The 22,610-nt window shown below is 68.4% G+C and carries 21 protein-coding genes; 13 read left to right on the top strand and 8 right to left on the bottom strand.

What is annotated here, in order from left to right:
• The first annotated feature begins 77 nt into the window (after positions 1 to 77).
• Entirely contained in the window at positions 78 to 1,352 is a 1,275-nt protein-coding gene (gene thrC / locus G6O68_RS17540; protein WP_165249924.1) for a threonine synthase, read from the top strand.
• Positions 1,353 to 1,426: 74 nt separating this feature from the next.
• Here the strand turns inward: thrC and G6O68_RS17535 are convergent, their stop codons facing one another.
• The gene (locus G6O68_RS17535) at positions 1,427 to 1,780 is read right to left on the bottom strand and encodes a hypothetical protein (RefSeq protein ID WP_165249923.1); all 354 of its coding nucleotides are present in this window, start codon (positions 1,778 to 1,780) and stop codon (positions 1,427 to 1,429) included.
• 137 nt (positions 1,781 to 1,917) lie between these two features.
• On the opposite strand from G6O68_RS17535, the gene G6O68_RS17530 reads away from it, so the two are divergent.
• The 4 genes from G6O68_RS17530 to G6O68_RS17515 all read left to right on the top strand — a co-directional run bounded on the left by G6O68_RS17530 (position 1,918) and on the right by G6O68_RS17515 (position 5,855).
• Complete coding sequence (locus G6O68_RS17530; RefSeq protein ID WP_165249922.1) at positions 1,918 to 2,187, top strand: ubiquitin-like small modifier protein 1; 270 nt, start codon at positions 1,918 to 1,920, stop codon at positions 2,185 to 2,187.
• 51 nt (positions 2,188 to 2,238) lie between these two features.
• Positions 2,239 to 3,288 carry a ThiF family adenylyltransferase gene (locus G6O68_RS17525; protein WP_165249921.1) on the top strand — a complete coding sequence of 350 codons (1,050 nt, stop codon included), beginning with the start codon at positions 2,239 to 2,241 and terminating at the stop codon, positions 3,286 to 3,288.
• 60 nt (positions 3,289 to 3,348) lie between these two features.
• Positions 3,349 to 4,503 carry an aminotransferase class V-fold PLP-dependent enzyme gene (locus G6O68_RS17520; RefSeq protein WP_165249920.1) on the top strand — a complete coding sequence of 385 codons (1,155 nt, stop codon included), beginning with the start codon at positions 3,349 to 3,351 and terminating at the stop codon, positions 4,501 to 4,503.
• A 128-nt stretch (positions 4,504 to 4,631) separates the two neighbouring features.
• On the top strand, positions 4,632 to 5,855 hold the full coding sequence (locus G6O68_RS17515; RefSeq protein ID WP_165249919.1) for a glycosyltransferase family 2 protein: 1,224 nt from the start codon (positions 4,632 to 4,634) through the stop codon (positions 5,853 to 5,855).
• 97 nt (positions 5,856 to 5,952) lie between these two features.
• Here G6O68_RS17515 and G6O68_RS17510 read toward each other — a convergent pair whose 3' ends face one another.
• A complete protein-coding gene (locus tag G6O68_RS17510) occupies positions 5,953 to 6,327 on the bottom strand; it encodes a transposase (protein WP_165249918.1) in 375 nt (124 codons plus the stop codon).
• A gap of 471 nt (positions 6,328 to 6,798) precedes the next feature.
• Between G6O68_RS17510 and gap the strand changes: the two genes are divergently transcribed.
• Both gap and G6O68_RS17500 read left to right on the top strand, forming a co-directional pair.
• Complete coding sequence (gene gap / locus G6O68_RS17505; protein WP_165249917.1) at positions 6,799 to 7,803, top strand: type I glyceraldehyde-3-phosphate dehydrogenase; 1,005 nt, start codon at positions 6,799 to 6,801, stop codon at positions 7,801 to 7,803.
• Positions 7,804 to 7,954: 151 nt separating this feature from the next.
• Positions 7,955 to 9,145, top strand: a complete 1,191-nt coding sequence (locus G6O68_RS17500) for a phosphoglycerate kinase (RefSeq protein ID WP_165249916.1) — start codon at positions 7,955 to 7,957, stop codon at positions 9,143 to 9,145.
• A gap of 67 nt (positions 9,146 to 9,212) precedes the next feature.
• Here the strand turns inward: G6O68_RS17500 and G6O68_RS17495 are convergent, their stop codons facing one another.
• Together G6O68_RS17495 and G6O68_RS17490 are read right to left on the bottom strand one after the other, a co-directional pair.
• The gene (locus tag G6O68_RS17495; RefSeq protein WP_165249915.1) at positions 9,213 to 9,557 is read right to left on the bottom strand and encodes a hypothetical protein; all 345 of its coding nucleotides are present in this window, start codon (positions 9,555 to 9,557) and stop codon (positions 9,213 to 9,215) included.
• A 104-nt stretch (positions 9,558 to 9,661) separates the two neighbouring features.
• Complete coding sequence (locus G6O68_RS17490) at positions 9,662 to 10,216, bottom strand: CAP domain-containing protein (protein ID WP_165249914.1); 555 nt, start codon at positions 10,214 to 10,216, stop codon at positions 9,662 to 9,664.
• A gap of 121 nt (positions 10,217 to 10,337) precedes the next feature.
• Here G6O68_RS17490 and G6O68_RS17485 point away from each other — a divergent pair, with 121 nt between their 5' ends.
• Together G6O68_RS17485 and G6O68_RS17480 are read left to right on the top strand one after the other, a co-directional pair.
• On the top strand, positions 10,338 to 11,183 hold the full coding sequence (locus tag G6O68_RS17485; protein WP_165249913.1) for an exonuclease domain-containing protein: 846 nt from the start codon (positions 10,338 to 10,340) through the stop codon (positions 11,181 to 11,183).
• The gene (locus G6O68_RS17480; RefSeq protein ID WP_165249912.1) at positions 11,165 to 11,881 is read left to right on the top strand and encodes a (5-formylfuran-3-yl)methyl phosphate synthase; all 717 of its coding nucleotides are present in this window, start codon (positions 11,165 to 11,167) and stop codon (positions 11,879 to 11,881) included. Before G6O68_RS17485 ends, G6O68_RS17480 begins: the two co-directional genes overlap by 19 nt.
• A 330-nt stretch (positions 11,882 to 12,211) precedes the next feature.
• On the opposite strand, the gene amaB is transcribed toward G6O68_RS17480, so the two are convergent.
• Entirely contained in the window at positions 12,212 to 13,732 is a 1,521-nt protein-coding gene (gene amaB, locus G6O68_RS17475; RefSeq protein ID WP_165249911.1) for an L-piperidine-6-carboxylate dehydrogenase, read from the bottom strand.
• Positions 13,733 to 13,851: 119 nt separating this feature from the next.
• Between amaB and G6O68_RS17470 the strand changes: the two genes are divergently transcribed.
• Complete coding sequence (locus G6O68_RS17470; protein WP_165249910.1) at positions 13,852 to 15,174, top strand: SGNH/GDSL hydrolase family protein; 1,323 nt, start codon at positions 13,852 to 13,854, stop codon at positions 15,172 to 15,174.
• Here G6O68_RS17470 and G6O68_RS17465 read toward each other — a convergent pair.
• The 3 genes from G6O68_RS17465 to G6O68_RS17455 form a co-directional block, all read right to left on the bottom strand.
• Positions 15,155 to 15,577 carry a secondary thiamine-phosphate synthase enzyme YjbQ gene (locus G6O68_RS17465; RefSeq protein ID WP_165249909.1) on the bottom strand — a complete coding sequence of 141 codons (423 nt, stop codon included), beginning with the start codon at positions 15,575 to 15,577 and terminating at the stop codon, positions 15,155 to 15,157. The genes G6O68_RS17470 and G6O68_RS17465 overlap by 20 nt on opposite strands.
• Positions 15,578 to 16,178: 601 nt before the next feature.
• Positions 16,179 to 17,384, bottom strand: coding sequence for a sodium-dependent bicarbonate transport family permease (locus G6O68_RS17460; RefSeq protein ID WP_165249968.1), 1,206 nt, complete (start codon positions 17,382 to 17,384; stop codon positions 16,179 to 16,181).
• 619 nt (positions 17,385 to 18,003) lie between these two features.
• Positions 18,004 to 18,354, bottom strand: a complete 351-nt coding sequence (locus G6O68_RS17455) for a hypothetical protein (protein ID WP_165249908.1) — start codon at positions 18,352 to 18,354, stop codon at positions 18,004 to 18,006.
• 325 nt (positions 18,355 to 18,679) lie between these two features.
• Between G6O68_RS17455 and G6O68_RS17450 the strand changes: the two genes are divergently transcribed.
• Genes G6O68_RS17450 through G6O68_RS17440 form a run of 3 tightly spaced genes read left to right on the top strand, consistent with a single transcriptional unit; the run spans position 18,680 to position 22,609 of the window.
• The gene (locus tag G6O68_RS17450) at positions 18,680 to 19,831 is read left to right on the top strand and encodes a glycosyltransferase (RefSeq protein ID WP_165249907.1); all 1,152 of its coding nucleotides are present in this window, start codon (positions 18,680 to 18,682) and stop codon (positions 19,829 to 19,831) included.
• A 4-nt stretch (positions 19,832 to 19,835) separates the two neighbouring features.
• The gene (locus tag G6O68_RS17445; RefSeq protein WP_165249906.1) at positions 19,836 to 21,611 is read left to right on the top strand and encodes a lipopolysaccharide kinase InaA family protein; all 1,776 of its coding nucleotides are present in this window, start codon (positions 19,836 to 19,838) and stop codon (positions 21,609 to 21,611) included.
• Positions 21,612 to 21,634: 23 nt separating this feature from the next.
• On the top strand, positions 21,635 to 22,609 hold the full coding sequence (locus G6O68_RS17440; RefSeq protein WP_165249905.1) for a DUF1570 domain-containing protein: 975 nt from the start codon (positions 21,635 to 21,637) through the stop codon (positions 22,607 to 22,609).
• Position 22,610 lies beyond the last annotated feature (1 nt).

Genomic DNA, 22,610 nt, shown 5'->3' with positions numbered 1-22,610 from the left:
GTCCGTCCGGCTCCGACGCGTTCCAACGGCGCGTCAGCGGGCCCGTGTCGCGTCTTTCGCACGAGGGGGTCAATCTGGTGTCAGGTGAACTGGTGACGGGCCTGAAGTGTCGGCTCTGCGGCAAGCTCTACCCCAAAGAAGCGCTCAACTTCTGCACCGACGATTTCGGGCCGCTGGAAGTGGCCTACGACTACGAGGCGGTCGCCCGCACCCTCACCCGCGAGGCGATCGCCGCCCGCCCCCGCACCATGTGGCGCTATCGCGAGTTGCTGCCGGTCGACGGCGAGCCGACCGTCGGCCGCCACGTCGGCTGCACCCCCCTGATCCGCGCCGACCGCTTGGCGAAGGAACTGGGGGTCGCCGAGCTGTACCTCAAGAACGACGCGGTGAACTACCCGACCCTCTCGTTCAAGGACCGCGTCGTCGCCGTGGCCCTCTCGAAGGCGGTCGAGCTGGGGTTCGAGACCGTCGGCTGCGCCTCGACGGGGAACCTCGCGGGTAGCGTGGCGGCCAACGCCGCGGCGGCCGGGCTCGAGGCCTATGTCCTGATCCCCGACGGCCTCGAACAGGGGAAGATCCTGGGCGCCACGATCTACGGCGCGAAGGTCGTCGCCGTCAAAGGTAATTATGATCACGTCAATCGGCTCTGCTCGCAGATCGCCTTCCGCTACGGCTGGGGATTCGTGAACGTCAACCTCCGGCCGTTCTACGCCGAGGGGTCGAAGACGATGGGCTACGAGATCGCCGAGGACCTCGGCTGGCGGGCCCCCGACCACGTCGTCGCGCCGATGGCCGGCGGCAGCCTGATCGGCAAGCTCCACAAGTCGTTCCGCGAGCTGGAGACGCTCGGCCTGCTGAACGGCCCCGCCCGCACCAAGATGTTCGGCGCCCAGGCCACCGGCTGCAACCCGATCGCCAGCACCGTGAAGACGGGCGCGGGCAAGGTCAAGCCGGTGCGGAACCCGGACACCATCGCCAAGAGCCTCGCCATCGGCGATCCGGCCGACGGCTGGTTCGCCTCGAAGATGATCCGCGAGACCGGCGGCTGGAGCGAGGACGTGAGCGACGAGGCCATCGTCGACGCCATGCGACTGCTCGCCGAGACGGAAGGCATCTGGGCCGAGACCGCCGGCGGCGTGACCCTGGCCGTCGCCCGCAAGCTGATCGAGGAAGGGCGGATCGACCGCGACGGCTCTACCGTCCTCTGCATCACCGGCAACGGCCTAAAGACCCAGGAAGCCCTGGTCGACCACCTGCCCCGTCCGGTCGTCATCAAGCCGACGCTCGAGGACTTTGAAGCGCTGGTCGAAGGCGCGGAGCTTTCGGCGGGGCTCGCGGTCGCTTCGATGTGACGCCAGACCCCCGTTTTCCGGACCGCGATCGAGGCCGGCGGCCGAAGTCGCCGGGGCCGGTTCGAGCGTCGAGGCTAGTCGAGAGGATCGTCCTCCTTCGCCGTGCGCTTGAGGGTCTCCTCGGAATCGAAGTCTACCCCGCAGAATGGGCAGTATCGCATCTGCTCGTTGATCACGAAGAGGTTCGTATTCTTCTGCATGACGAGCCGTCCCAGCGACTTTCCGCACCGCGAGCAGCGAAACGCCGAGGACATGTCCACATAAACCAGGCCTACGAAGGCCAAGGCGAGCCCGGCCAGGGGTGCGAACGGGCCGAACGCTCCCAGCAGAGGTCCGAGGAACAACCCGGCGAAGAGGACGAGGATGGCCGCCGCGTAATAACAGATCTGGCGACGCTTGTTGCGATTGAGCCGCTCACGGATCGTCATGTTGGTTCCTCGCCGCACCGTCGCGAACCTTCCGTCGGATGCAGGCTCCGACCAAACCCAACCGGCCAGGGGATGCCCGGATGGACGCCCAGGTCCACGTCGCCCCTATTAGACTCCGCCATAGAGGAACTCGCATCATGCCAGTCGTCCGCATCCCCACCCCGCTCCGCCCGCAAGCCGCCGGACAAGACAAGGTCGAGGCCTCCGGCGCGACGGTCGGCGAGGTCCTGGCCGACCTCGGTCGCCAGCACCCGGCGATCCAGGAGCGCCTGTTCGACGGCGCGGAGATCCGCCGGTTCGTCAACATCTATGTGAATAACGAGGACGTTCGTTACCTCGAAGACCTGGAGACCCCGGTCGCCGAGAAGGACGAGGTCAGCATCATCCCGGCCGTCGCCGGCGGCTGACCGCCCCGGCCCCCCCCGAAACGCGAACGACGCACGCCCCCGGAGATCCGCATGTCCGCCGCCCTCACGCCCGACCCGCTCGACCGCTACTCGCGACAGGTCCGCTTCCCCGCCCTCGGCGAGGAAGGCCAGCGCGCCTTGATGAACAGCCGGGTGACGCTCTGCGGCTGCGGCGCGCTCGGGACCGTGCTGGCGAACCACCTGGCCCGCGCGGGGGTCGGCCACCTGCGGATCATCGACCGCGACTTCATCGAGACCCACAACCTCCAGCGCCAGATCCTGTTCGACGAGCAGGACGTGGCCGACAACCTCCCCAAGGCGGAGGCCGCTGCGCGGAAGCTCCGGCGCATCAACAGCACGATCGAGATCGAGCCGGTCGTCACCGACATCGACCACACCAACGCCCTCGCCCTGATGGGCGACGCCGACCTGATCCTCGACGGCACCGACAACTTCGAGACCCGCTACCTCATCAACGACGCGGCGGTGAAGCTGGGCAAGCCCTGGATCTTCGGCGGGGTCATTGGCTCGGAAGGCCAGACCATGACGATCCTGCCGGGCGAGACCCCCTGCCTGCGGTGCGTCATCGAGACCGCCCCGCCGCCGGGCATGACGCCGACGTGCGAGACGGCCGGCGTCCTCGGCCCGGCCGTCGCCATCATCGCCTCATTCGAGGCCGTCGAGGCGATCAAGGTCCTCGCGGGCAAGAAGGAGGCGCTCAACCGCGACCTCATCATGGTCGACATCTGGGACTGGACGTTCCGCCAGCTCAAGATCTCCGGCCTGTTCGGCAAGGTCGACTGCCCCTGCTGCAAGCATCGCAAGTTCGAGTGGCTGGAAGGCGAGATGGGCTCGCACACGACGGCCCTCTGCGGCCGCAACGCCGTTCAGGTCGCCAGCCGCCGCCCCGAGCCGCTCCAATTCCCCGAGATGGCCGAGCGGCTGAAGGGCGTCGGCGAGGTCCGCCACAACGCCTTCATGCTCCGGTTCGCCACCGAGGGCTACGAGTTCACCGTCTTCCCCGACGGCCGGGCCATCATCAAGGGGACCAACGACATCGCCAAAGCGAAGACGCTGTATTCCCAGTTCGTCGGTGCCTGATCCGCCTCGCACACCGCCTTCTCGAAAGGGCCGCCGCGTCCGGCCTCCCAGGAGCCTCGCATGATCTATCTCGACAACGCCGCCACCAGCTTCCCCAAGCCCGAGCCCGTCTATCAGGCCCTGGATCGGTTCGCTCGCAACTCGCTGGCCAACCCCGGCCGGGCCGGGCACCGGATGGCGATGGCCGCCGAGAAGGCCCTGGACGACGTCCGCCACGCGCTCAACCAGTTCTTCCGCGGCGAGGGCCCCGACCGCTGGATCCTCACCCTGAACTGCACCGACGCCCTGAACATGGCGATCAAGGGCGTCGTCCAGCCCGGCGACCACGTCGTGCTGACCGACCTGGAACACAACTCGATCAGCCGGCCGATCCGGGCCCTCGAGAAAGCCGGCGTGATCACGACCACGCGGGTCGCCTCGCGAGAGGGATACGTGACGGCCGAGGACGTCGCGGCCGCCCTGACGCCGAAGACGAGCCTCGTGGCGATCACCCAGGCGAGCAACGTGCTGGGGACCGTCCAGCCCATCGAGGCCGTTGCGACGGCGGTCCGCGCCACGGACGCGCTGCTCCTGGTCGACGCCGCCCAGTCGGCCGGCATCGTCCCGATCGACTTGAAGTCGACCCCGATCGACCTGCTGGCGCTCCCCGGCCACAAGGGACTCTACGGCCCCACCGGCACCGGCGCGCTCTACGCCGGCCCCCGGGCCGACGGCCTCATCCGGCCCTGGCGCGAGGGGGGGACAGGCGGCGACTCGTCCTCGGAGACCCAGCCCACGATCCGGCCCTACTTTCTCGAAGCCGGCACTCCGAACGTCCTGGGCTTCGCCGGCCTCGGCGCGGGGATCGCCTGGGTCGCCGAACGCGGGCCCGACGCCCTCCGCAAGCACGAGGTCGGCCTGCTCCAGCAGGTCGTCGACTGGGCCGAGCGGAACGACGCCTGGCGCGTCGCCGGCCGCTGGGAGCCCGAGACCCACGCGGGCGCGCTTTCGCTGTTCACGCCGGACGGCCTCTCTCCGCAAGACCTGGCCGCCGTGCTGGACGTGTCGTTCGACATCGCCGTCCGCCCGGGGCTGCACTGCGCGCCTTACATCCACCGCAACCTGGGCTCGTTCCCGGAGGGCCTGTTGCGGCTCTCGCCCTCGCCGTTCACCACGCACGACGATGTATCCCAGTTCCTGGAGGCGCTGTCGGAGATCACTGCAGGCGTCGCCTGACGCCCGGACGCGACCACCCTTGGTGGAACCGCACTTGGCTTCCGATCCGGGCGGCGAAGGGCTAGACTCGATCCCTCCGCGGCGCCCCGTGCCGTCGCCGACTCGATCACCTGGGAGAAGACCGACTGATGTCGCTCGCCGGCCTGTTTGCGCTCCTGGTCGTCAGCCTGAACCTCGTCGCTCTGCCGTTCCTGCTGATGCTGTTGCTCACGGCTCTGGCAGCCCTCTTCTCCCCAAGGCGGACGACGCTGCCGACCGCGCCTGAATCGCGGTTCCTCATCGTGATCCCAGCGCACGACGAGCGGGTGGGGATCGCGGAGACGGTGCGAAGCTGCCGGGCGCAGGCGTATCCCGCCGAACTCTTCCAGGTTCTGGTGATCGCCGACAACTGCACCGACGACACCGCCGCGATCGCCGAGGCCGAGGGTGCCGAAGTCGTCGTCCGGAACACGCCTGACAAGCGGACCAAGGGGTACGCGCTGGAGTACCTGATCGAGAGGCTCCAGTCGACGCGCCGCTTCGACGGGCTCGACGTCCTGGTGATCATCGACGCCGACACCCTGGCCTCGGCCGACCTCCTGCGCAAGTTCGACGCCAGGATCCGCGAGGGGGCCGACTGGCTCCAGTGCTATTACACGGTAGCCAACGCCGACGCCTCGTGGCGGACGCGGCTGATGACCTATGCTTTCAGCCTGGTCAACGGCGTCGCCCCGTTCGGCATGGACCGGCTGGGACTGAGTTCGCCGTTCAACGGCAACGGCATGGCCTTCACCACCCGGGGCCTCCGGCGCGTGCCCTGGAAGGCGTACGGGCTTGTGGAGGATTACGAATTCTCGTGGATCGTCCGGATGGCCGGCGAGCGGATCGTGTTCGTCCCCGACGCCTCGGTCCGGGCGACCATGCTGGAGCACGGAGGCGAGGCCGCCGCGAGCCAACGTAGGCGCTGGGAATTCGGCCGCAGGGAGCTGAAGAAGAGGCTGTTCAGAGAGGTCCTTCGCGAACGTCGCATGGGCCTTATCGAGCGGCTGGCATCGGCCGTCGAGTTGAAGACGCCGCCGATGATGAAGCTGCTGGCCCTCCTCTTGCTCCTGGCAATGCTGAACGTCGCGGCGTTCCTCGCCTTGGCCGACCCGCTGGCTCGCCCGGCGGGGTGGGGACTCTTGGGGTCGAGCCTGCTGATGGCCGGTTCCGTAAGTCTCTACGCCCTAACGCCTTTTATCGTTTTCCACGTGCCCCTTAGCTACCTGCCGACGCTCGCTTACATCCCGTTCTACGCAGCCTGGAAGCTGACCATCCGCCTGGGGGACAAGCCGACTCAGTGGGTGCGGACGGCCAGAAGCACCGGCCGCTGAAGGCCGAGCCCTTCTCAAGGGCCTGATGATCCTCGGACCTCCAAATCGGCTTCGTTCGCTCCCGACCCAACTCGAAGCCGGTCGACGCAAGCGAGGCTCAAGCGGAATTGCGGTGAGACGGTTCGTCCAGGGGTCTGATCCGCCACTGTCCCGAGTCGGAAGTGCGTTCGACAACCCACTTGATGCGGCCAAGGATCAGGTCGGCGTCGGCGGTCCAGACGAACGGCTTGGGCGAGGCGTCATGGTGCTCCAGGTACCCCCGGATCGCCGCCTCCAGCGCCGCCACGCCGCGGAAGGCCCCGCGGCGGATCCGTTTCTCGGTGATCACGCTGAAGTGGCGCTCCACCCGGTTCAGCCGCGAGCTTCTCTTCGGCGTGAAATGCGGGTGGTACTCGGGGTGGCGGAGGAACCAATGCTTCACCGCCGGCGTCTTGTGCGTCGCGTAGTTGTCCAGCACCAGGTCTACCTCCACATCTGGCCCCTTCGCCGCGCGGGCGTCGATCTCCTCCAGGACCAGCAGCGAAACGAGGCCGGGAGCGGATGCCGCTTCCTCCCGCCGCGACGCGGGTCGGCGATTTCTTCGAGGAGGTCGGCCAGGCTGAGTGTCGCGTCCATGTGGGAAACTCCTGGGTGCAGGGTCATCCCCAGTCGCAACCACTAGGCAGCAGGTCGGTCAATAGGACCGGACGGCCCTGCCCACCGGGCACCAGCATCTTGCCTTTGGGGGTAGAATGAGGTCTGATTTGGGGATGGATCCGGGTTCTGGGAAGGGCGAGTCGGTCCTGCGGGTCTCGGGATGATCCGGGCCCCGGCCCTTTTCGCTAGAGCGTCCGATCGGCCGACCGGAACTCCGTCCCTGCGCTGTCGGCATGTCCGCAATATGCTCGAACTGGGCTGCGTCCTCGTGTGAAGCGGCCGCCGGGCGTATCACTGGAGAACTTTGATGTCTGTTCGCGTCGGTATCAATGGTTTCGGTCGCATCGGGCGCCTCGTCTTCCGCGTGCTCGCCCAGAAGCCTGAGCAGTTCGACGTCGTTGCGATCAACGACCTGGCCGATCCCAAGCACCTGGCCAACCTGCTGAAGTACGACAGCGTCCACGGCCGCTTCAACGGCACCGTCGAGGCCGCCGACAAGGCCCTGATCGTCAACGGCAAAAAGATCGCCATCACGTCCGAGAAGGACCCGGCGAACCTGCCGTGGAAGTCCCTGGGCTGCCAGGTGGCCCTGGAGTCGACCGGCTTCTTCACGAGCAAGGAGCAGCTCCAGAAGCACATCGACGCCGGCGCGGAGCGGGTCATCCTGAGCGCCCCGGCCAAGGATAAGCTGGACGCCACCATCGTCCTGGGCGTGAACGACTCGGTCATCAGCAAGGACCTGAAGATCGTCTCCAACGCCTCCTGCACCACCAACTGCCTCGCCCCGCTCGCCAAGGTGCTCAACGACACCTTCGGCATCGAGAAGGGCCTGATGACGACGATCCACGCCTACACGAACGACCAGCGCGTGGCCGACCAGATCCACAGCGACATGTACCGCTCGCGCGCCGCGGCGATCAACATGATCCCGACCAAGACGGGCGCCGCCAAGGCCGTCGGCGAGGTCATCCCCGAGCTGAACGGCAAGCTCACCGGCTTCGCCATGCGGGTCCCCGTGCCCGACGGCTCGGTCGTCGACCTGACCGCGATCATGAAGAAGAAGGTCACGGTCGAGGAGGTCAACGCGGCCGTCAAGGCGGCCGCCGACGGCCCCCTGAAGGGGATCCTCGAGTACAACCCGGACCCGATCGTCTCCAGCGACATCATCGGCAACCCCCACTCCTCGATCTTCGTCCCCGACCAGACGATCGTCATGGACGGGACCATGGTCAAGGTCCTCTCGTGGTACGACAACGAGTGGGGCTATTCCAACCGCACCGTCGAGCTGATCGCCAAGCTGGGCGCCCTCTGACATCGCCGAGCCGGGCCGGGACGGATCGACCGTCCGGCCCGCCGCGCCTCGCGACCCCATCATCGGCCCGCTTCGACGCCGTCCCCGGCCCCCCGGGGCCCGTGACGGAGCGGGCCTTTTCCCTTTCATCCCAATCCACCAGGATCCCACGATGCCCAAGCAGACCGTCCGCGACCTCGACGTGAAGGGGAAGAAAGTCCTCGTCCGGGTCGACTTCAACGTGCCCCAGACCAAGGACGGCGAGGTCGCCGACGACCGCCGGATCCGCTCGGCCCTGCCGACCCTCAAGGACGTCCTCGACCGCGGCGGGTCGCTCATCCTCATCACCCACCTCGGCCGACCCAAGGGCGACCCGGCGACCGACGCCCCGTTCAAGCTCGACAAGGTGGCCGCCAAGCTCCAGGAGCTGCTCGGCAAGCCCGTCGAGAAGGCCGACGACACCGTGGGCGAGAGCGCGAAGAAGCTCGCCGCCGACCTCAAGCCGGGCGGCGTGCTCGTGCTCGAGAACGTCCGGTTCAACAAGGGCGAGAAGAAAGGCGACCCCGACTTCGCCAAGGCGCTCGCCGGCCTGGGCGACGCCTACGTCAACGACGCCTTCGGCACCTGCCACCGCGACGAGGCCTCGATGGTCGCCGTCCCCGAGCAGTTCCCCGCCGAGAAGCGCGCGATCGGCTTCCTGGTCGAGAAGGAGCTGAACATCCTGGACACCCTGCTCAAGAATCCCAAGCACCCGTACGTCGCGGTGATGGGCGGGGCCAAGGTGTCCGACAAGATCCTCGTGATCGAGAGCCTGCTCGGCCAGGTCGACAAGCTGCTGGTCGGCGGCGCGATGACCTACACCTTCCTGAAGGCCAAGGGGATCGAGATCGGCAAGAGCCGCGTCGAGCTGGACAAGCTCGACATGGCGAAGAAGCTGCTCGACGCGGCCGGCGACAAGATCGTCCTGCCGGTCGACCACCTGATCGCCGACAAGCCCGAGACGGGCGCCGAGACGAAGGCGACCGACGGCCAGGAGATTCCCGAGGGCTGGTTCGGCATGGACATCGGCCCCAAGACGATCGAGGAGTACTCGAAGATCGTCCGCGAGGCCGGCACCGTCGTCTGGAACGGCCCGATGGGCATGTTCGAGGTCGAGGCCTTCGCCAAGGGGACCCAGGCCGTGGCGCTGGCGATGGCCGAGTCGTCGGGCGTGACGGCGGTCGGCGGCGGCGAATCGGCCGAGGCCGTCGAGAAGTTCGGCTACGCCGAGAAGGTGAGCCACGTCTCCACCGGCGGCGGGGCCTTCCTGGAGTCGCTCGAAGGCAAGCAGTTCAACTCGATCCGGGTCATCCCCGACCGTTGATCCGAGCCGACCGGCCGGGAATCGGCCGCCCCGAAGGCATCGGGGCGGCCGTCCGGCCTTCGCCATCTCAGGGGAGCGTGGTCGTCCTCGGGGGAGCCCCGACGAAGATCTGCCGGACCTCCCCGACGACGCCCGCCGGCACGCCGACGAAGGTCGCCGCGGCGGCCTTGACGATCCGGTTGTCCCCGGAGTTCTCCCAGTATTCCCGCGGCTTGTAAAGGATCGGGTGCCGGTCGACGGTCGAGATCGGCACCGCCGCGGGGGCGTCGAGATAGGCCTTGTCGTCGGCGTCGAGGCCGGACAGGGTCGGCTCGTCGGCGATGGTCCGTCGTTTCCCGGAGCCGTGGCAGCCGGAAGTCGCGAGGACCGTCGCCGCCAGGATCAGAATCGCGGTAAGTTTCAGTCTGCTCATGGTCCTCGATCCTCACGTCGGTCCGACGCTCGGGTTCGTTCCGATCCGGTGTTCCGTCACGGATCCTCGCAAGGATACCCGATGGAATCGAGGCGGGGCGGCGATCAGGGCCCCGCAGGGAGTCCAAATGTGACGCACCAGTACGGCGTGCCGTCTTTAGCGGTCGCGTAACCGAGCCCGATCTGGCTGAATCCTCCGAGGATGTTCTTCCGGTGCGGGGGGCTCGTGAGCCAGCCCCTCATGACCAACTCGGGTGAGTAATGCCCGTATGCGATGTTCTCGCCGCACCGCCGGTAGCGGTAGCCGAACTCCTCCACCCGATCCGCCACCGAGGATCCGTCGGCACCCGTATGCGTCATCTTTTCACGTCCGGCCATCTCCTCCGCGTGTCGCTGGGCGGCCTCTTGCAACGCCTCGTCGACCTCGACGCTCGGCCGCTTCTTCTCGGCTCGGGCCCGGTTGTGAAATGTCAGGAGCGACTCGCGGACGCCATTCAGGTCCATCTCGCCCGGCTGGTCGGGCTGCGGCCAGGGACGCGCCTGATCGGGGACCGTCAGCGGCCGGGGCCAGAACTCGACGGTCGTGCAGCCGGACAGGAATACAACGGTCGCGAGGATCACCCCGCGAGGACGCTTCACGCCGATCTTGACTGAGATCATGGTGGTTCCATCCGTGACCGAGATCGACGCGTGACGACGGTTGGGAACCGCCCCCCCCGCGCCTATCATACCTGATGGGCGATCGACCGACTCCCATTCCCATCGCGAGCCCGCCGGAACCATGCCGCGAGATCCGCTGTTCATCGCCTTCGACCTGGAGACCACCGGCCTCGATCCGGGCGTCGATCGCGTCGTCGAGATCGGGGCGATGGCGTTCGACGCCCACGGGCTCGTCGTCGAGACCTTCGAACGCCTGGTCAACCCCGGCCGTCCGATGGGGGAGGTCGCCATCGCTATCAGCGGCCTCGTCGACGCCGACCTCGCCGGGGCCCCAGCCGCCAGCATCGTCTTGCCGGAGTTCCTGGCCTTCCTCGAACGAGCGCCGGACGCCCCTCTCCTCGCCCACAACTCCGCGTTCGACGCCGGCTTCCTCGGCATGGAGTTGGCCCGCGCCGAGCTGACGTTCCCCGGCGTGCCGGTGCTGGACACGCTCGCCCTGGCCCGCACCACGCTCCCGAATCTCGGGAGCCACCGGCTCGACCGCCTCGTCGAGCACTTCGGGATCGCCGCAAGGGTGAGGCATCGAGCCCTGGGGGACGCCTCGGCCGTGATGGACCTCTGGTTCCGCCTGGGCGGGCCGGGCCTGGATGCGACGACGCTGACCTCGTACCCCATCTACGACGGCTCCCAGCCGGTCCGGCCGCCGCTCGGCTGGGACCGCCTCGACGAGGCCGCCGGTCGGGGGAGTCCGGTCCGGATCGCCTACGCGGGGGGATCGCGAGGCGAGGCGCCTCGCCTGGTCACGCCGCGGCGATTCGCCCATCGTGGTGGGATGCCGTATCTCGTGGCGACCTGCCACCTCGATTCGGTCGACAAGTCGTTCCGACTCGATCGCATCCGCAGCTACGAAGTCCTGGACGACCCCCGCCCCCCGGAGGCCTCGACGCCGTGCCCCGACTGCTCGTGAGCGTGAGATCGGCCGACGAGGCCCGCGCCGCCCTGGCCGGCGGAGCCTCGATCATCGACGTGAAGGAGCCGGCGAACGGCCCGCTCGGCCGCGCCTCGTTCGACGCCTGGCGCGAGGTCGCTCGGGCCGTCGACGCCCGGGTGCCGACGAGCGTGGCCCTGGGCGAACTCCCCGAGTGGCTCGACGGTCGCCGCCCGCAGGTACCCGGCGACGCCTTTGCCGGCCTCGCCTACTGCAAGCTGGGCCTCGCCGGCGCGGGGCCCGGTTGGGCGGCCGACTGGGAGGCGCTGCGGGCCGAACTCCCCACCGGCTCCAGCCGCTGGATCGCCGTCGCCTACACCGACTGGAGGGCGGCGGCCGCGCCCCGGCCTACGGACGTGCTGCGCGCCGCCCTGAGCGATTGCGTCGGCCTCCTGTTCGACACCTGGGACAAGTCCGCCCCCGCGCGGTGGGAGGTCGAGTCGGTCGAGGTCGCCGAGGCGGCGCGCCGGCGGGGCCTGATGGTCGCGATCGCCGGGGGGATGACGACCGCCACAGTCGACGTCGGGTCGCTCCTGCGCCCGGAGGTGCTCGCCGTCCGCGGCGCCGCCTGCCGCGATGGAGACCGGATGCGCGACGTCGAGACGCACCGAGTCCGCACGCTCGCCGACGCCCTCGCGGCGATGGCCGCTTCGGACTCGACCGGTGGCGGCCCGTAAGAGACGCGACCTCGACCCCGCGCGCCGCCTCTCGCCGAGATTATCCCCGTGACCGCGGTTTCCGGGTTTTCCGACCATACTCTCCTTACGGGATGCCGCGCACTTCGAGCGATCCGTGGGATGCGCCTCCAGGACGCCAAGGGTCGTCCAACCCAACCTCTCGCCTCCGGACGTGTCGCAGAAGGCGTCCGAGAGCCGCCGAACGAACCCAATTCCCCGACGACCATAACCCACTGGACAATAATGCCTTATGCCGAGAAAACTCGATTCCGGCGTGCGCGAACGAACCCAATCGAAGCCAGTTCCTGGGGTGCGTGGTCCCAGCCGGGCTCATCCTACGTCGAAGCGGACCCCCTGGGCCAGCGGCAGTTGCCTTCCGTAATTGATCGTGCAGGTCTGCCGCCGCATGTAGGCCTTCCACGAGTCCGAGCCGGCCTCGCGACCGCCGCCAGTGGCCTTCTCGCCGCCGAAGGCGCCGCCGATCTCGGCGCCCGAGGTGCCGATGTTGACGTTGGCGATGCCGCAGTCGGACCCTTCGGGCGAGAGGAAACGCTCGGCCTCCAACAGGTCCCTGGTGAAGATCGCCGAGGTCAGGCCCTGTTCGACCTCGTTCTGGATCGCGATCGCCTCGTCGAGCGTCCGGTACGGGATCGCGTAGAGGATCGGTGCGAAGGTCTCCTCGCCGACGATGGCCATGCCCGGCTTCGCCCGCACCAGGGCCGGCTCGACGAAGCAGCCGGGGCGGTCCAGCCGCTTGCCGCCGACGACGACCTCGCCCCCTTGCTCAGTCGCGCGACGGAGGGCGTCCGTCATGGCTTCTACGGCCTGCTCGTGGATCAGGGGGCCGACCAGCACGCCGTCGTCCCAGGGGTTCCCGATCGGCAAGGTCCTGTACGCCCTGGCGAGCCGATCGACGACCGCCTCATAAAGCGATTCATGCACGATCAGGCGACGGGCCGTCGTGCAGCGCTGGCCCGCCGTCCCCACGGCGGCGAACGCGATGCCACGGATCGCCAGGTCCAGGTCGGCGCTCGGGGCGACGATCACGGCGTTGTTGCCGCCGAGTTCCAGGATCGTCCGGCCCAGCCGGCGGCCGACGACCTCCGCGACGTGATAGCCCAGTCGACAACTGCCGGTCGCCGAGATCAGGGGCAGGCGCCTGTCGTTCAGCATCGGCTCGCCGACGTCCTCGATCGAGCCCAGGCAGAGGTTGAAGACCCCGGGGAAGCCTTCTTCCTCGGCGACCTTCGCGACGATCTTCTGGACGGCGATCGCCGTCAGCGGGGCGAGTGGCGAAGGCTTCCAGACGACCGTGTCGCCGCAGACCGCCGCGACCATCGCGTTCCAGGCCCAGACGGCGGCCGGGAAGTTGAACGCGGTGATGACGCCGATCGGCCCCAGCGGGTGCCACTGCTCCATCATGCGGTGCCGGGGCCGCTCGCTGGCGATCGTCAGCCCGTAGAGTTGGCGCGACAGGCCGACCGAGAAGTCGGCCATGTCGATCATCTCCTGGACCTCCCCCTCCCCCTCGGAGCGGATCTTGCCCGTCTCCAGGGTGATGAGCATCCCCAGGTCGGCCTTGCGCTCGCGCAAGGCTTCGCCGATCTTGCGGACGACCTCGCCCCGGTGCGGGCCGGGCGTCATGCGCCAGCCGGCGAAAGCCTCGACCGCGCGCCCGACCACCTCGTCGTACACGGCGCCGTTCGCGAGCTTGACGCGTCCCAGGGACTTGCCGTCGGCGGGGTTGAAGGACTCGATCTCCTCGCCGCCGGGGTCTTCGATCCAGCGCTCATGGCAGGCGCCCGACTCGACGGGGCCCAGGCCCAATCGCTTCAGGAGGTCATCGAACATCGTGCGGCTCTCCTCGTATCCCCGGCCCTGGCGAATCAGTTCCCATTCTACTGCCTCGCCCCGAATTCGTGGATAAGATGCAGGGAACCCCACGACGCCCCGATCGAGAAGGCCCCCACGTGCTCCATCGCCGACCCCGATTCCGCCAGCGTTCGTTCCGCTTCGTCGTGCGCGGGGAGCGGCTCGCCCGACGCTTCAAGCAGGTCATCCTGGGGCTCACGGCGTGCCTGTCGGCCTGCCTCCTGATCGGGACGGCGACGGGACGCTACGCGGCGTCGTGGACCTTCGGCCAGGCTCGCCGAGCCGTCGCGACGCTCACCGGCGAGGCCGACTCCCGCACCTGGATCGACGCCGACTGGCGACGCCGCCGCCTCTTCGATATGGAACAGGCGCGAGGCAAGCTGCGAGCCGCCTACGACGCCTACGACCCGAAGGTGAAAGAGCTGCTCGACGCGGCGGGCCTCGACCCCGATCACGCGCTCCTGCGCTGGGGCAACTTCGACAAGGCGCTGCTGCTGCCGTCGACGGTGTTCGAGGCGGACGACTCGGGACGTTCCTACCGCTTCCGGCCCGACGTCCGGTCGATCTGGGTGCGCAACCTCAAGAGCACCGGCGGCGTCCTCGCCTACTTCCCGATCCCGGACACGCCCAGCCTCCACGCGCTGGCCCAGGCCGCCGGGGCGATGATCGTGGCCGAGTCGGTCCAGACGACGAACTCCTGGGGCCTTCGCGGCGGCGAGCCGAACCGTGATGCGACGCTCCGGGGGATAGTCCTGGGCGACTCCTACATGCAGGGCCTGTTCGTCGGCGACGATCAGACGCCCCCCGCGTGCCTGAAGCGCGTGCTGGCCTCGCGGATGGCGACGGAGGTGGAGATCCTCAACACCGGCCACCTGGGCTACTCGCCCGAACAGGAGTACTACACCCTGCTGGAGTACGCCAAGCACTTCGATCCCCAGTTCGTCGTCCTGAGCCTGTTCGCCAACGACTTCGGCGACCTGTTCGAGGTCCTCGACGGGGAGGCCGACTGGGAAGAGAACCGCTACTGGATCGGAGAGATCGCCGCCTTCTGCAACGCCCGAGCCATCCCTTGCCTGGTCGTTCCCGCGCCGTGGGTGAATCACGTCGAAGGCCCGCGCAAGACGGCCCACTACCCCGGCCGGATTCCCGACATCCTTCCCGACGGCGTGACCTACTACGACCCGATCGAGAAGTTCGTCGAGGCCGAGGATCGGGAGAAGTCGGCGAGGCTCGGGAAGGGCGAGCCGACGACGCCGAGCCACCTCTTCAACGGCCATCTCGGCGACGGCCACTTCTCGGCCCTCGGCTGCCAGGTCTGGGCGGACGCCGTGGGGCGGCGGCTCATGCGGATCCTCGAGTTGAGGCAGGCGAGGGGTAGCCCCCCGAAGGTCGGCGGCGACCTCACTCCCCGATCACCTTGACCAGCACCCGCTTCGCCCGACGGCCGTCGAACTCGCCGTAGAAGATCTGTTCCCAGGGGCCGAAATCGAGCTTCCCCTTGGTGATCGCCACCACGACCTCTCGGCCCATGACCTGACGCTTCATGTGCGCGTCGGCGTTGTCCTCGCCAGTCCGATTATGCTTGTAGCGGGAGGGTGAGGCGTCGAACGGCGCGAGGGTTTCGAGCCACTGCTTGTAGTCCTCGTGCAGCCCGGGCTCATCGTCGTTGATGAAGACGCTCGCCGTGATGTGCATCGCATTGACCAGGACGAGGCCCTCCAGCACCCCGCTCCTGCGGACGAGATCCTCGACCTCCGCGGTGATGTTCAGGAAGCCCATGCGGACGGGCAGGTTGAACGTGAGGTGCTCGGTCACCGATTTCATCGTGGGGCACCCGAGGGGACGGACCGGATGGCGAGGACGGGGACGACCTCCATGTCGTCCACCGGCGGACCCAGGGCGGGACAGGTCTCGCCGATCCTCTCTCCTGAAAGCGAAGCCGCCCCCGATTCAGGAGGAGAGGGCCGTACTCTGGTGCGCATCGTATTCGACATCCAGGCCGCGAGCCCAGGAGTGCAAAACGGGTGCCCGGCTCCCGCTCAACTTGTGTTCGGGACGACCAGCGAGAAGGCCCGTTCCTTCCAGGATGACCGCGTGGGCTTTGCGGACCACTCCCGACGGTGAGCAGGGAATCCCTCTCCCCCACGTCGGGTCCTGGCAGCAGGTCGGGCTCTTCGATGCGTCTGAAAATGCCGAGACCGACGGCCCCTGTCAAGCGTGCATCGGGCCTGCATGAAGCCCACCTAATGAACGCGCCGACAGGGACGACGCCGATAACCCCTCTCGGTCGCGGATCTTGGGAATTTGCACGAAAATCGCACCGATCGAAATTCACGGCTCGGAGGGGGGAGGCGGAGCGGGTGGAGCTGGAGGGGATGAGGCCCGCGGGCTGATGGGTCAGCGGGCGGGCTCGGGCGACCTCGGATCAGCCGATCGGAAAGTCGCGCATGACGGCCTTGGCGATCTCCATGTAGATCGGGATGCCGATCGTGACGTTGTAGGAGAAGGTCAGGCCGAGCGACGCGGCGAGGGGGAGCGTCGGGCTGGCTTCGGGGATCGCCAGCCGTTGGACGGCCGGGACCGCGATGTAGGACGCCGACCCGCAGAGGACCGAGAACAGCACATAAGTGCCGAGCTGAAAGTCGGACCCGGTCAGCCAGGCGTAGGTGTGGACGATGAGGATGCCCAGCGTCGCGAAGAGGTTGGGGGCCAGGAGCCCGAAGGCCACGAAGTTCCAGCCGGCCGTCTTCAGGTCCCGCAGCTTCCGGCTCGCCGTCATCCCCATCTCCAGCAGGAAGAGGCAGAGCACGCCCTGGAACAGGCTGACGAAGAAGCTGTCGTCGGCGCGGGTGACTTCCGGGCCTTGGAGGCCGCTGATGAACCCGATGACGATACCTCCGAACAGGAGGTAAAGCCCGGTGTTCAGGAAGACCTCGTGCAGCAGCTTGCCGTCGAGGAAGCCCTTCTTCCGACCGTTCCCGCCGTTCGCATCGCCGTGCTCCATGCGTTCCAGCGACAGTTCGGTCTCTTCCTGAACGGCGGACGCGTGCACGACCTGGCCGTGCTCGTCGACCGGCGGGGCGATGGGCCTGGCGTCCGGGTCGTATCCGGGTTCGTCGGGCATGTTCCCGAGCGCGTCCATGCCTTGAGCTCGGTAGCGTGAGACGAGGAAGAGGGCCACGAGACAGCCGGGGATTTCCATGATCGCCAGCATGACCGGCATGTAAGCGTCGAACGCGACGTGCGCGGTTCCCAGCACGCCCAGGGTGGTCACGAAGGTGCCGGCCGAGTCCGAGCCGTAGTAGCCCGCCACGGTCGCCTGGTCGATCCGACGCATCCGGGTGAACGTCCGAAGCAGCCCGAAGGCGAGGAGCCCCATCAACGTGTTGGCCAGGAATCCGACCCCCATGAAGCCGACGATCGACTTGATCGAGTCCGGGTTGAGGTGGGCCAGTTCCTCTCCGCCGTGCCAGCCGATGGCGATCAGCAGATAGATCGTCAACGCCTGATACATGACGTAAGGGAACTCGAACTGAACGCGGAGGATCGGCACCAGGAAGCCGAGGTAGAAGAACAGCAGCAGGGGTTTGAAAAGGTTGTGTCGGAAGTTATGCCAGAATTCCTTGAGCATGCCGGAGAAGTTCGTGGCCGGCGGAGAAGTCGGCCTGGACGCGACGGTGATCCGCGAGGCCGTGATGGCGTCGGACACGGTGATCGTCGTGCCGACCTTCAGGTTGCGGATGGGCTGGACCGAGCCGTCGTCCTGCCTCAGGGTGGTCGCCCGCGTGAAATAGACCACCACGTCACGCTGACTGGCCTCGTCGTGCACGACGAGCCGGGAGTTGTCGACGTCTACGGACCTGATAGGCCCGCTCAGGTCATCGGCCCGCGTCGCCGCGGCGATCGCGAACGCCGCGACGAACAGGGTGGCGAATGTTGCGACGCGTGGGGTGCAGGGTCGACACATAGGGAAGCCTCCTACGAGCTTGCGGGCCGGAGAATCCGGGCGATCGCCGCGCAAGGTCGGTCGATCACTGCGGAAGCGGGGACGAGGACGGTGGGACGGACCGGCGGCCGGACCGATGCGATGCACCGAGGCTCAGACGACCGACTTCGACATGGCTTCAGACGTTCACCCGGCGGCGTCGTCTCGCGTCGAACGGAGCGTCCGGCGGACCGCGAGGTCCGGCGAAGGATTGGACAGGGGAGAGGAGCGGGTCAGGCGGGGGCGCCTGGACGAAGGGATCGGCTCAACACCTCAAGGGCGAGGCGAACTTGACGCGGCTCATCGCCGACGCATGATCCCGAGGGGCGTGGGAACTCGGCTGCGGGACCGGGATCACACCGTGGAGCCGATCCAGGTCAATCCCGTATTCCGACGGATCCTCGGAATCGTCCTCGTTCTTCTCCCGCTCGAGGATCTCGTCGACCTCCCTGCGGAGCGAGGGGCCCGGGTCGGGATGGGAGGGGGCGGAGCAGATGAGATCCCCGGAGATCGCCAGGCCGCAGCGCAAGCCGCACTCGGGACGATCCACCGTCAGCGGCGTCGTCGCCCAGAGCAGGGCCAGGACTGTGAAGGCGACCAGCGAGGTCTCTCTCATCGATTCGGAGGTGCCATCGTCCGCATGAGGGGGAAACCTACGCCTCCGCCGGACCCAGGGAGGCATGGCGGGGAGCGAGCCGTGGCGGCACTTCTCTGGGAAGGGCGCGTCCTCGGGCCTGTTCATGAATAATTCTTACGAATCGGCCCACGCGATGTCCAGTGGCATTCACGCGAGGGCCGAGGGAGGCCGTCGCGGCCTCGCCCGACGCGCCAGGTTCGGGCTTGGATTCTTTCCGGATCCGGATTAAGATCCGCTTGCTCGGCCGCGAGAGTCGGACTCCACGCCCCGAGGATTCGCCGCTTCAACCGTCACGGAGGACGGGATGAGACTACTCGCTCTGGTCGATTCGCCGGACCATGTCTGTTGCCGATATCGGATCCGGGCGTTCGAGCCGGCCCTCCGCGATATCGGCTGCTCGCTCACGTGCGAGCCGCTCGAGCGCGGGCTGTTCCCGAGGATGCGGCAACTCCAAGCCGCCGCCGCGTTCGACGCGGTGATCCTCCAGCGCAAGCTGCTGCCGGCCTGGCAGCTCTCCCTGCTTCGCCGCAACGCGCGGCACCTGGCATTCGATTTCGACGACGCGGTCCTCTATCGCGACTCCTACGATCGCCGCGGCCCCTCCTCGCCGCGTCGGTCGGCCCGGTTCGCCAGGACGGTCCAGGCGGCGGACGTCGTCATCGCCGGCAACGACTTCCTCGCCGACTGCGCCCTCCGCGCCGGGGCCTCGGCGGAGAGCGTCCGGACCATCCCCACTTGCGTCGACCCCGGGCTGTACGCCCCGAAGGCCTCGACCTCCCTCGGCGGCGCGCCCGAACTCGTCTGGATCGGGTCGTCGAGCACGCTGAAAGGGATCGAGGCGCGACGTCCCCTCTGGGAGCGGCTGGGACGGGAGATCCCCGGGCTCCGGCTGCGGATCATCTGCGATCGCTTCCCGGAGTTCGCCGACCTCGAAGTCGTCCCCGTGCCGTGGAGCGAGGCCACCGAGGCCGCGGATCTGGCCAGGGGCGACGTGGGCGTGGGCCTCATGCCGGACGACGACTGGAGCCGGGGCAAATGCGGCCTCAAGATCCTCCAGTACCAGGCGGCGGGGCTGGCCGTGATCGCCAACCCGGTTGGGTCCCACGTCGAGATGGTGGAACCCGGCGCGACCGGCTTCCTGGCGACGACCGACGACGAATGGCTGGCCGCCGCCCGCGCCTGCGCCGACGCCGGGGCCCGCGCCCGGATGGGTCGCGAGGCGAGACGGCGGCTCGAATCGAACTACTCGGTGACGGCCTGGGGAGCTGCGTTCGCCGCCTCGGCGACCGGGACCGACCGGCCGTCCCGCGAGCCGGCCGGCACGACCGCCCGAGGGGACGCCGGGATCGCCCCCGCGCCCTACTTCACCAGGGAGAGGACCCGGGCCGTGGGCGGTCCGCGCGCGACGGCCGCCTCGCCGCGGATGACGCGGCGGAGCCGACATGGATCGGAATAGGCTCATGACTGCAATGACCTCCAGCATCCGGGCCGAGACGCCGGCCGGCCGCATGTTCAAGCCTCCCGAATGGACCTTCGTCCAGGCGGGGGACGTCGGCTGGTGGCTCCCGCTGCGCTGGAGGGACTTCCTTCTGGGCCCCGATGGCCTTCGATTGAAGGAATGGGAGGCCGAGGGCCGGCTCCAGACGATCAAGTCGGGCCCCCATCGGGTGGTCTATCGGGTGCAGCTCCCCGGCTCGGCGATCTATATCAAGCACTTCCTGGTGCCGGATCGTCGGGCCAAGTACCGACAATGGTTCCGCCGGGGCAAGGGCCGGAACGAGGGCAAGCGCTCGCAGGACCTGGCGTCGATCGGCGTGCCGACGATCACCCCCATCGCGCTCGGCGAACGGCGGTGTCGCGGGTTCCTGTTCGACAATTTCCTGATCACCCGCGAGGTCCCCGACGCCGTCCCGCTCGACGCCTTCGTCGAGCGCGACTTGCACGAAATCGAGGAGCCCCGGAGGTCACGCCTGCGGCGCAGCCTGGCCGCGGCCCTGGGCGTTTTGACCGCTCGCCTCCACAACGCGGGCATGCAGCATATCGACTTCCACCCGGGCAACATCCTGGTCCGCCTCGGCGAGGACGACACGCCCTTCCTGACGATGATCGATCTGGACGCCCTCCGGACGGTCCGCAACTTCGGATGGGCCAAGGCGCGCCTCAACCTCGCACTCCTCGACCACTACTTCTGGACCCGCAGCAGCCGGGTCGACCGCCGCCGCTTCCTCAAGTCGTATCTGGAAGCCCGCGACGGCGCGCCGGATTCGCCGCGGGAGTTCGCGCTAGGCGTCGAGGATTCCACGCGGCGGTGGGCCGAGCGACTCTGGCGACGCTGGGGCAAGCGTTGCCGGTCGACCAACAAGTATTTCCAGGTCTACAAATCGCGCAACGCCCTCTGCATCGCCTCGCGCGACCTCGACCCGTCCGAGGTCGCCCCGCTGCTGGTCGACCCCGACGCCCCGTTCGCCTCGCCGGACGCCCGCGTCCTGAAGGACTCGCGGACGACCCGGCTGATCGAGACGACGATGATGGTCGAGGGCCGGCCGACCGCCGTGGTCTACAAGCGGTTCAACCGCAAGAAGTGGATCGACCCGGTCCTTGCGATCTTCCGCCCCTCGCGCGCCTGGCGGTCGTGGCAGGCAGGCCAGCACCTGGCCAGCCGCGGCGTCCCCACGCCCAAAAACCTGGCGTTCGTGGCCCGTCGCCGCAAACCCTGGTTCTCGCCCTTCCAGGGGGTCCTGCCTCACGAGACCTATCTGATCACGGTCAAGCACCCCGACGCCACCACGTTGTCTGAGCACGTCTTCCGGTCCCTGCCCAAATTGGACGAGGCGAGCCTGAAGGCCGAGGTCCACCGCCTCACGGGGGCGCTGGCGGGGCTGGTCCGGCTGCTCCACGAACGATCGCTGTCGCACCGCGACCTCAAGGCCTCGAACATCCTGATCCGACCCGACGCGGGCCCGGGCGAGGAATTGCTCACGCTGATCGACCTGGTCGGCGTGCGACTCAAGAACCCCCTGCCGATGCACCGTCGGGTGCAGAATCTGGCGAGGCTCAGCGTCAGCCTCGCCGACGCCCCCGGGCGGACGCGGACCACCTCGCTCCGTTTCCTCCGCGCCTACCTCCCCCAGCGGCTGGCGCGCTCGGGCGAGTGGAAGTCGTTCTGGCGGGCCATCGACGCCGCCACCCGCACCAAGCAGGCTCGGAACGAGCGCCGGGGGCGCCCGCTTTCCTGATCGGCTTCCTGGAGGGACGCGACGTGGATAGGCCCCGCAAGACACCCCGAACGACCGATTTCCAGCTCGCCGTGCGGATCGCGATCCTCGCCGGGCTCGCCTCGGCCGGCTGCTCGACCGTCGCCAAGCGGGGGCCGACCCTGCTCCCCACCTCCCACCAGCTCAAGACCGGCCCGTTCGTCCTGTACTCGAACGACCCGATCTCGAGCGACGCCCCGCCCGTGCTGGCGCTCGACCGGCTCCGCAACGACCTGGCGGTTCGCCTGAACGGCGGCGAGGAGGCCGACCCCGGCCCGATCGAGGTCTACGTCCTCGACGACCGCAATGCCTTCCTCCACCTCCTCCGCTTCTACTTCCCCGAGCTACCACCCCGTCGCGCCTTCTTCCTGGCCCAGGACGAGCAGCGGATCGTCTACACCTATCGGGGCCCGATGCTGGAGGAGGATCTTCGCCACGAGGCCGCGCACGCGTTGCTGCGAGGCCGCTTCGGCGACATCCCGCTCTGGCTCGACGAGGGGCTCGCGGAGTATTTCGAGGCCGGCCCGGACGACCTGGCCGACCGTCGACGCCGCCTCGAACGCCTCGCGGCCGACGCCAAGGAAGGCTGGCGGCCGGACCTTCGGCGGCTGGAGACCCTGGACGAGGTGCACCAGATGGACCCGCGCGACTATCGCGAATCCTGGGCCTGGGTCGATCTCCTGTTGAGCCAGCCCGGCCGCGGCACCACCCTCCTCGTCGACCACCTCAAGGCCCCCGGCGGGCCCCGGTCGGCGTCGCTGGCCGAGACCCTGGCGGCGCGAGGGACGGACGCCTCATCCCTGCTGACGCACCTCGGGGCGCAACCCGCCGATGTGGTCGCACGCAAGCCGAGGGACGTCGACCGGAGCGTCGAGCGGGTGGTCAGGATGCAAGACCGCCCCGCCGAGGCGGCTCGGCCGATCGCCGAACCGCGTCGCGCGGGGCTGTTCCGACGGATCGGGGTTTTCCTTGGGCTCTGAA

Source organism: Paludisphaera soli (genome assembly GCF_011064595.1).
GTDB classification, from domain to species: domain Bacteria; phylum Planctomycetota; class Planctomycetia; order Isosphaerales; family Isosphaeraceae; genus Paludisphaera; species Paludisphaera soli.
This window is presented reverse-complemented; position numbering and strand designations above follow the sequence as displayed.

Bases quoted from the DNA above. Each gene is read 5' to 3' on its own strand.
- G6O68_RS17520 (WP_165249920.1), top strand. From the start codon at position 3,349: ATGATCTATCTCGACAACGCCGCCACCAGCTTCCCCAAGCCCGAGCCC.
- G6O68_RS17485 (WP_165249913.1), top strand. From the start codon at position 10,338: ATGCCGCGAGATCCGCTGTTCATCGCCTTCGACCTGGAGACCACCGGC.
- G6O68_RS17490 (WP_165249914.1), bottom strand. From the start codon at position 10,216: ATGATCTCAGTCAAGATCGGCGTGAAGCGTCCTCGCGGGGTGATCCTC.
- G6O68_RS17530 (WP_165249922.1), top strand. From the start codon at position 1,918: ATGCCAGTCGTCCGCATCCCCACCCCGCTCCGCCCGCAAGCCGCCGGA.
- gap (WP_165249917.1), top strand. From the start codon at position 6,799: ATGTCTGTTCGCGTCGGTATCAATGGTTTCGGTCGCATCGGGCGCCTC.
- G6O68_RS17445 (WP_165249906.1), top strand. From the start codon at position 19,836: ATGACTGCAATGACCTCCAGCATCCGGGCCGAGACGCCGGCCGGCCGC.
- G6O68_RS17495 (WP_165249915.1), bottom strand. From the start codon at position 9,557: ATGAGCAGACTGAAACTTACCGCGATTCTGATCCTGGCGGCGACGGTC.
- G6O68_RS17450 (WP_165249907.1), top strand. From the start codon at position 18,680: ATGAGACTACTCGCTCTGGTCGATTCGCCGGACCATGTCTGTTGCCGA.
- G6O68_RS17525 (WP_165249921.1), top strand. From the start codon at position 2,239: ATGTCCGCCGCCCTCACGCCCGACCCGCTCGACCGCTACTCGCGACAG.
- amaB (WP_165249911.1), bottom strand. From the start codon at position 13,732: ATGTTCGATGACCTCCTGAAGCGATTGGGCCTGGGCCCCGTCGAGTCG.
- G6O68_RS17535 (WP_165249923.1), bottom strand. From the start codon at position 1,780: ATGACGATCCGTGAGCGGCTCAATCGCAACAAGCGTCGCCAGATCTGT.
- G6O68_RS17455 (WP_165249908.1), bottom strand. From the start codon at position 18,354: ATGAGAGAGACCTCGCTGGTCGCCTTCACAGTCCTGGCCCTGCTCTGG.
- G6O68_RS17515 (WP_165249919.1), top strand. From the start codon at position 4,632: ATGTCGCTCGCCGGCCTGTTTGCGCTCCTGGTCGTCAGCCTGAACCTC.
- G6O68_RS17460 (WP_165249968.1), bottom strand. From the start codon at position 17,384: ATGCTCAAGGAATTCTGGCATAACTTCCGACACAACCTTTTCAAACCC.
- G6O68_RS17500 (WP_165249916.1), top strand. From the start codon at position 7,955: ATGCCCAAGCAGACCGTCCGCGACCTCGACGTGAAGGGGAAGAAAGTC.
- G6O68_RS17465 (WP_165249909.1), bottom strand. From the start codon at position 15,577: ATGAAATCGGTGACCGAGCACCTCACGTTCAACCTGCCCGTCCGCATG.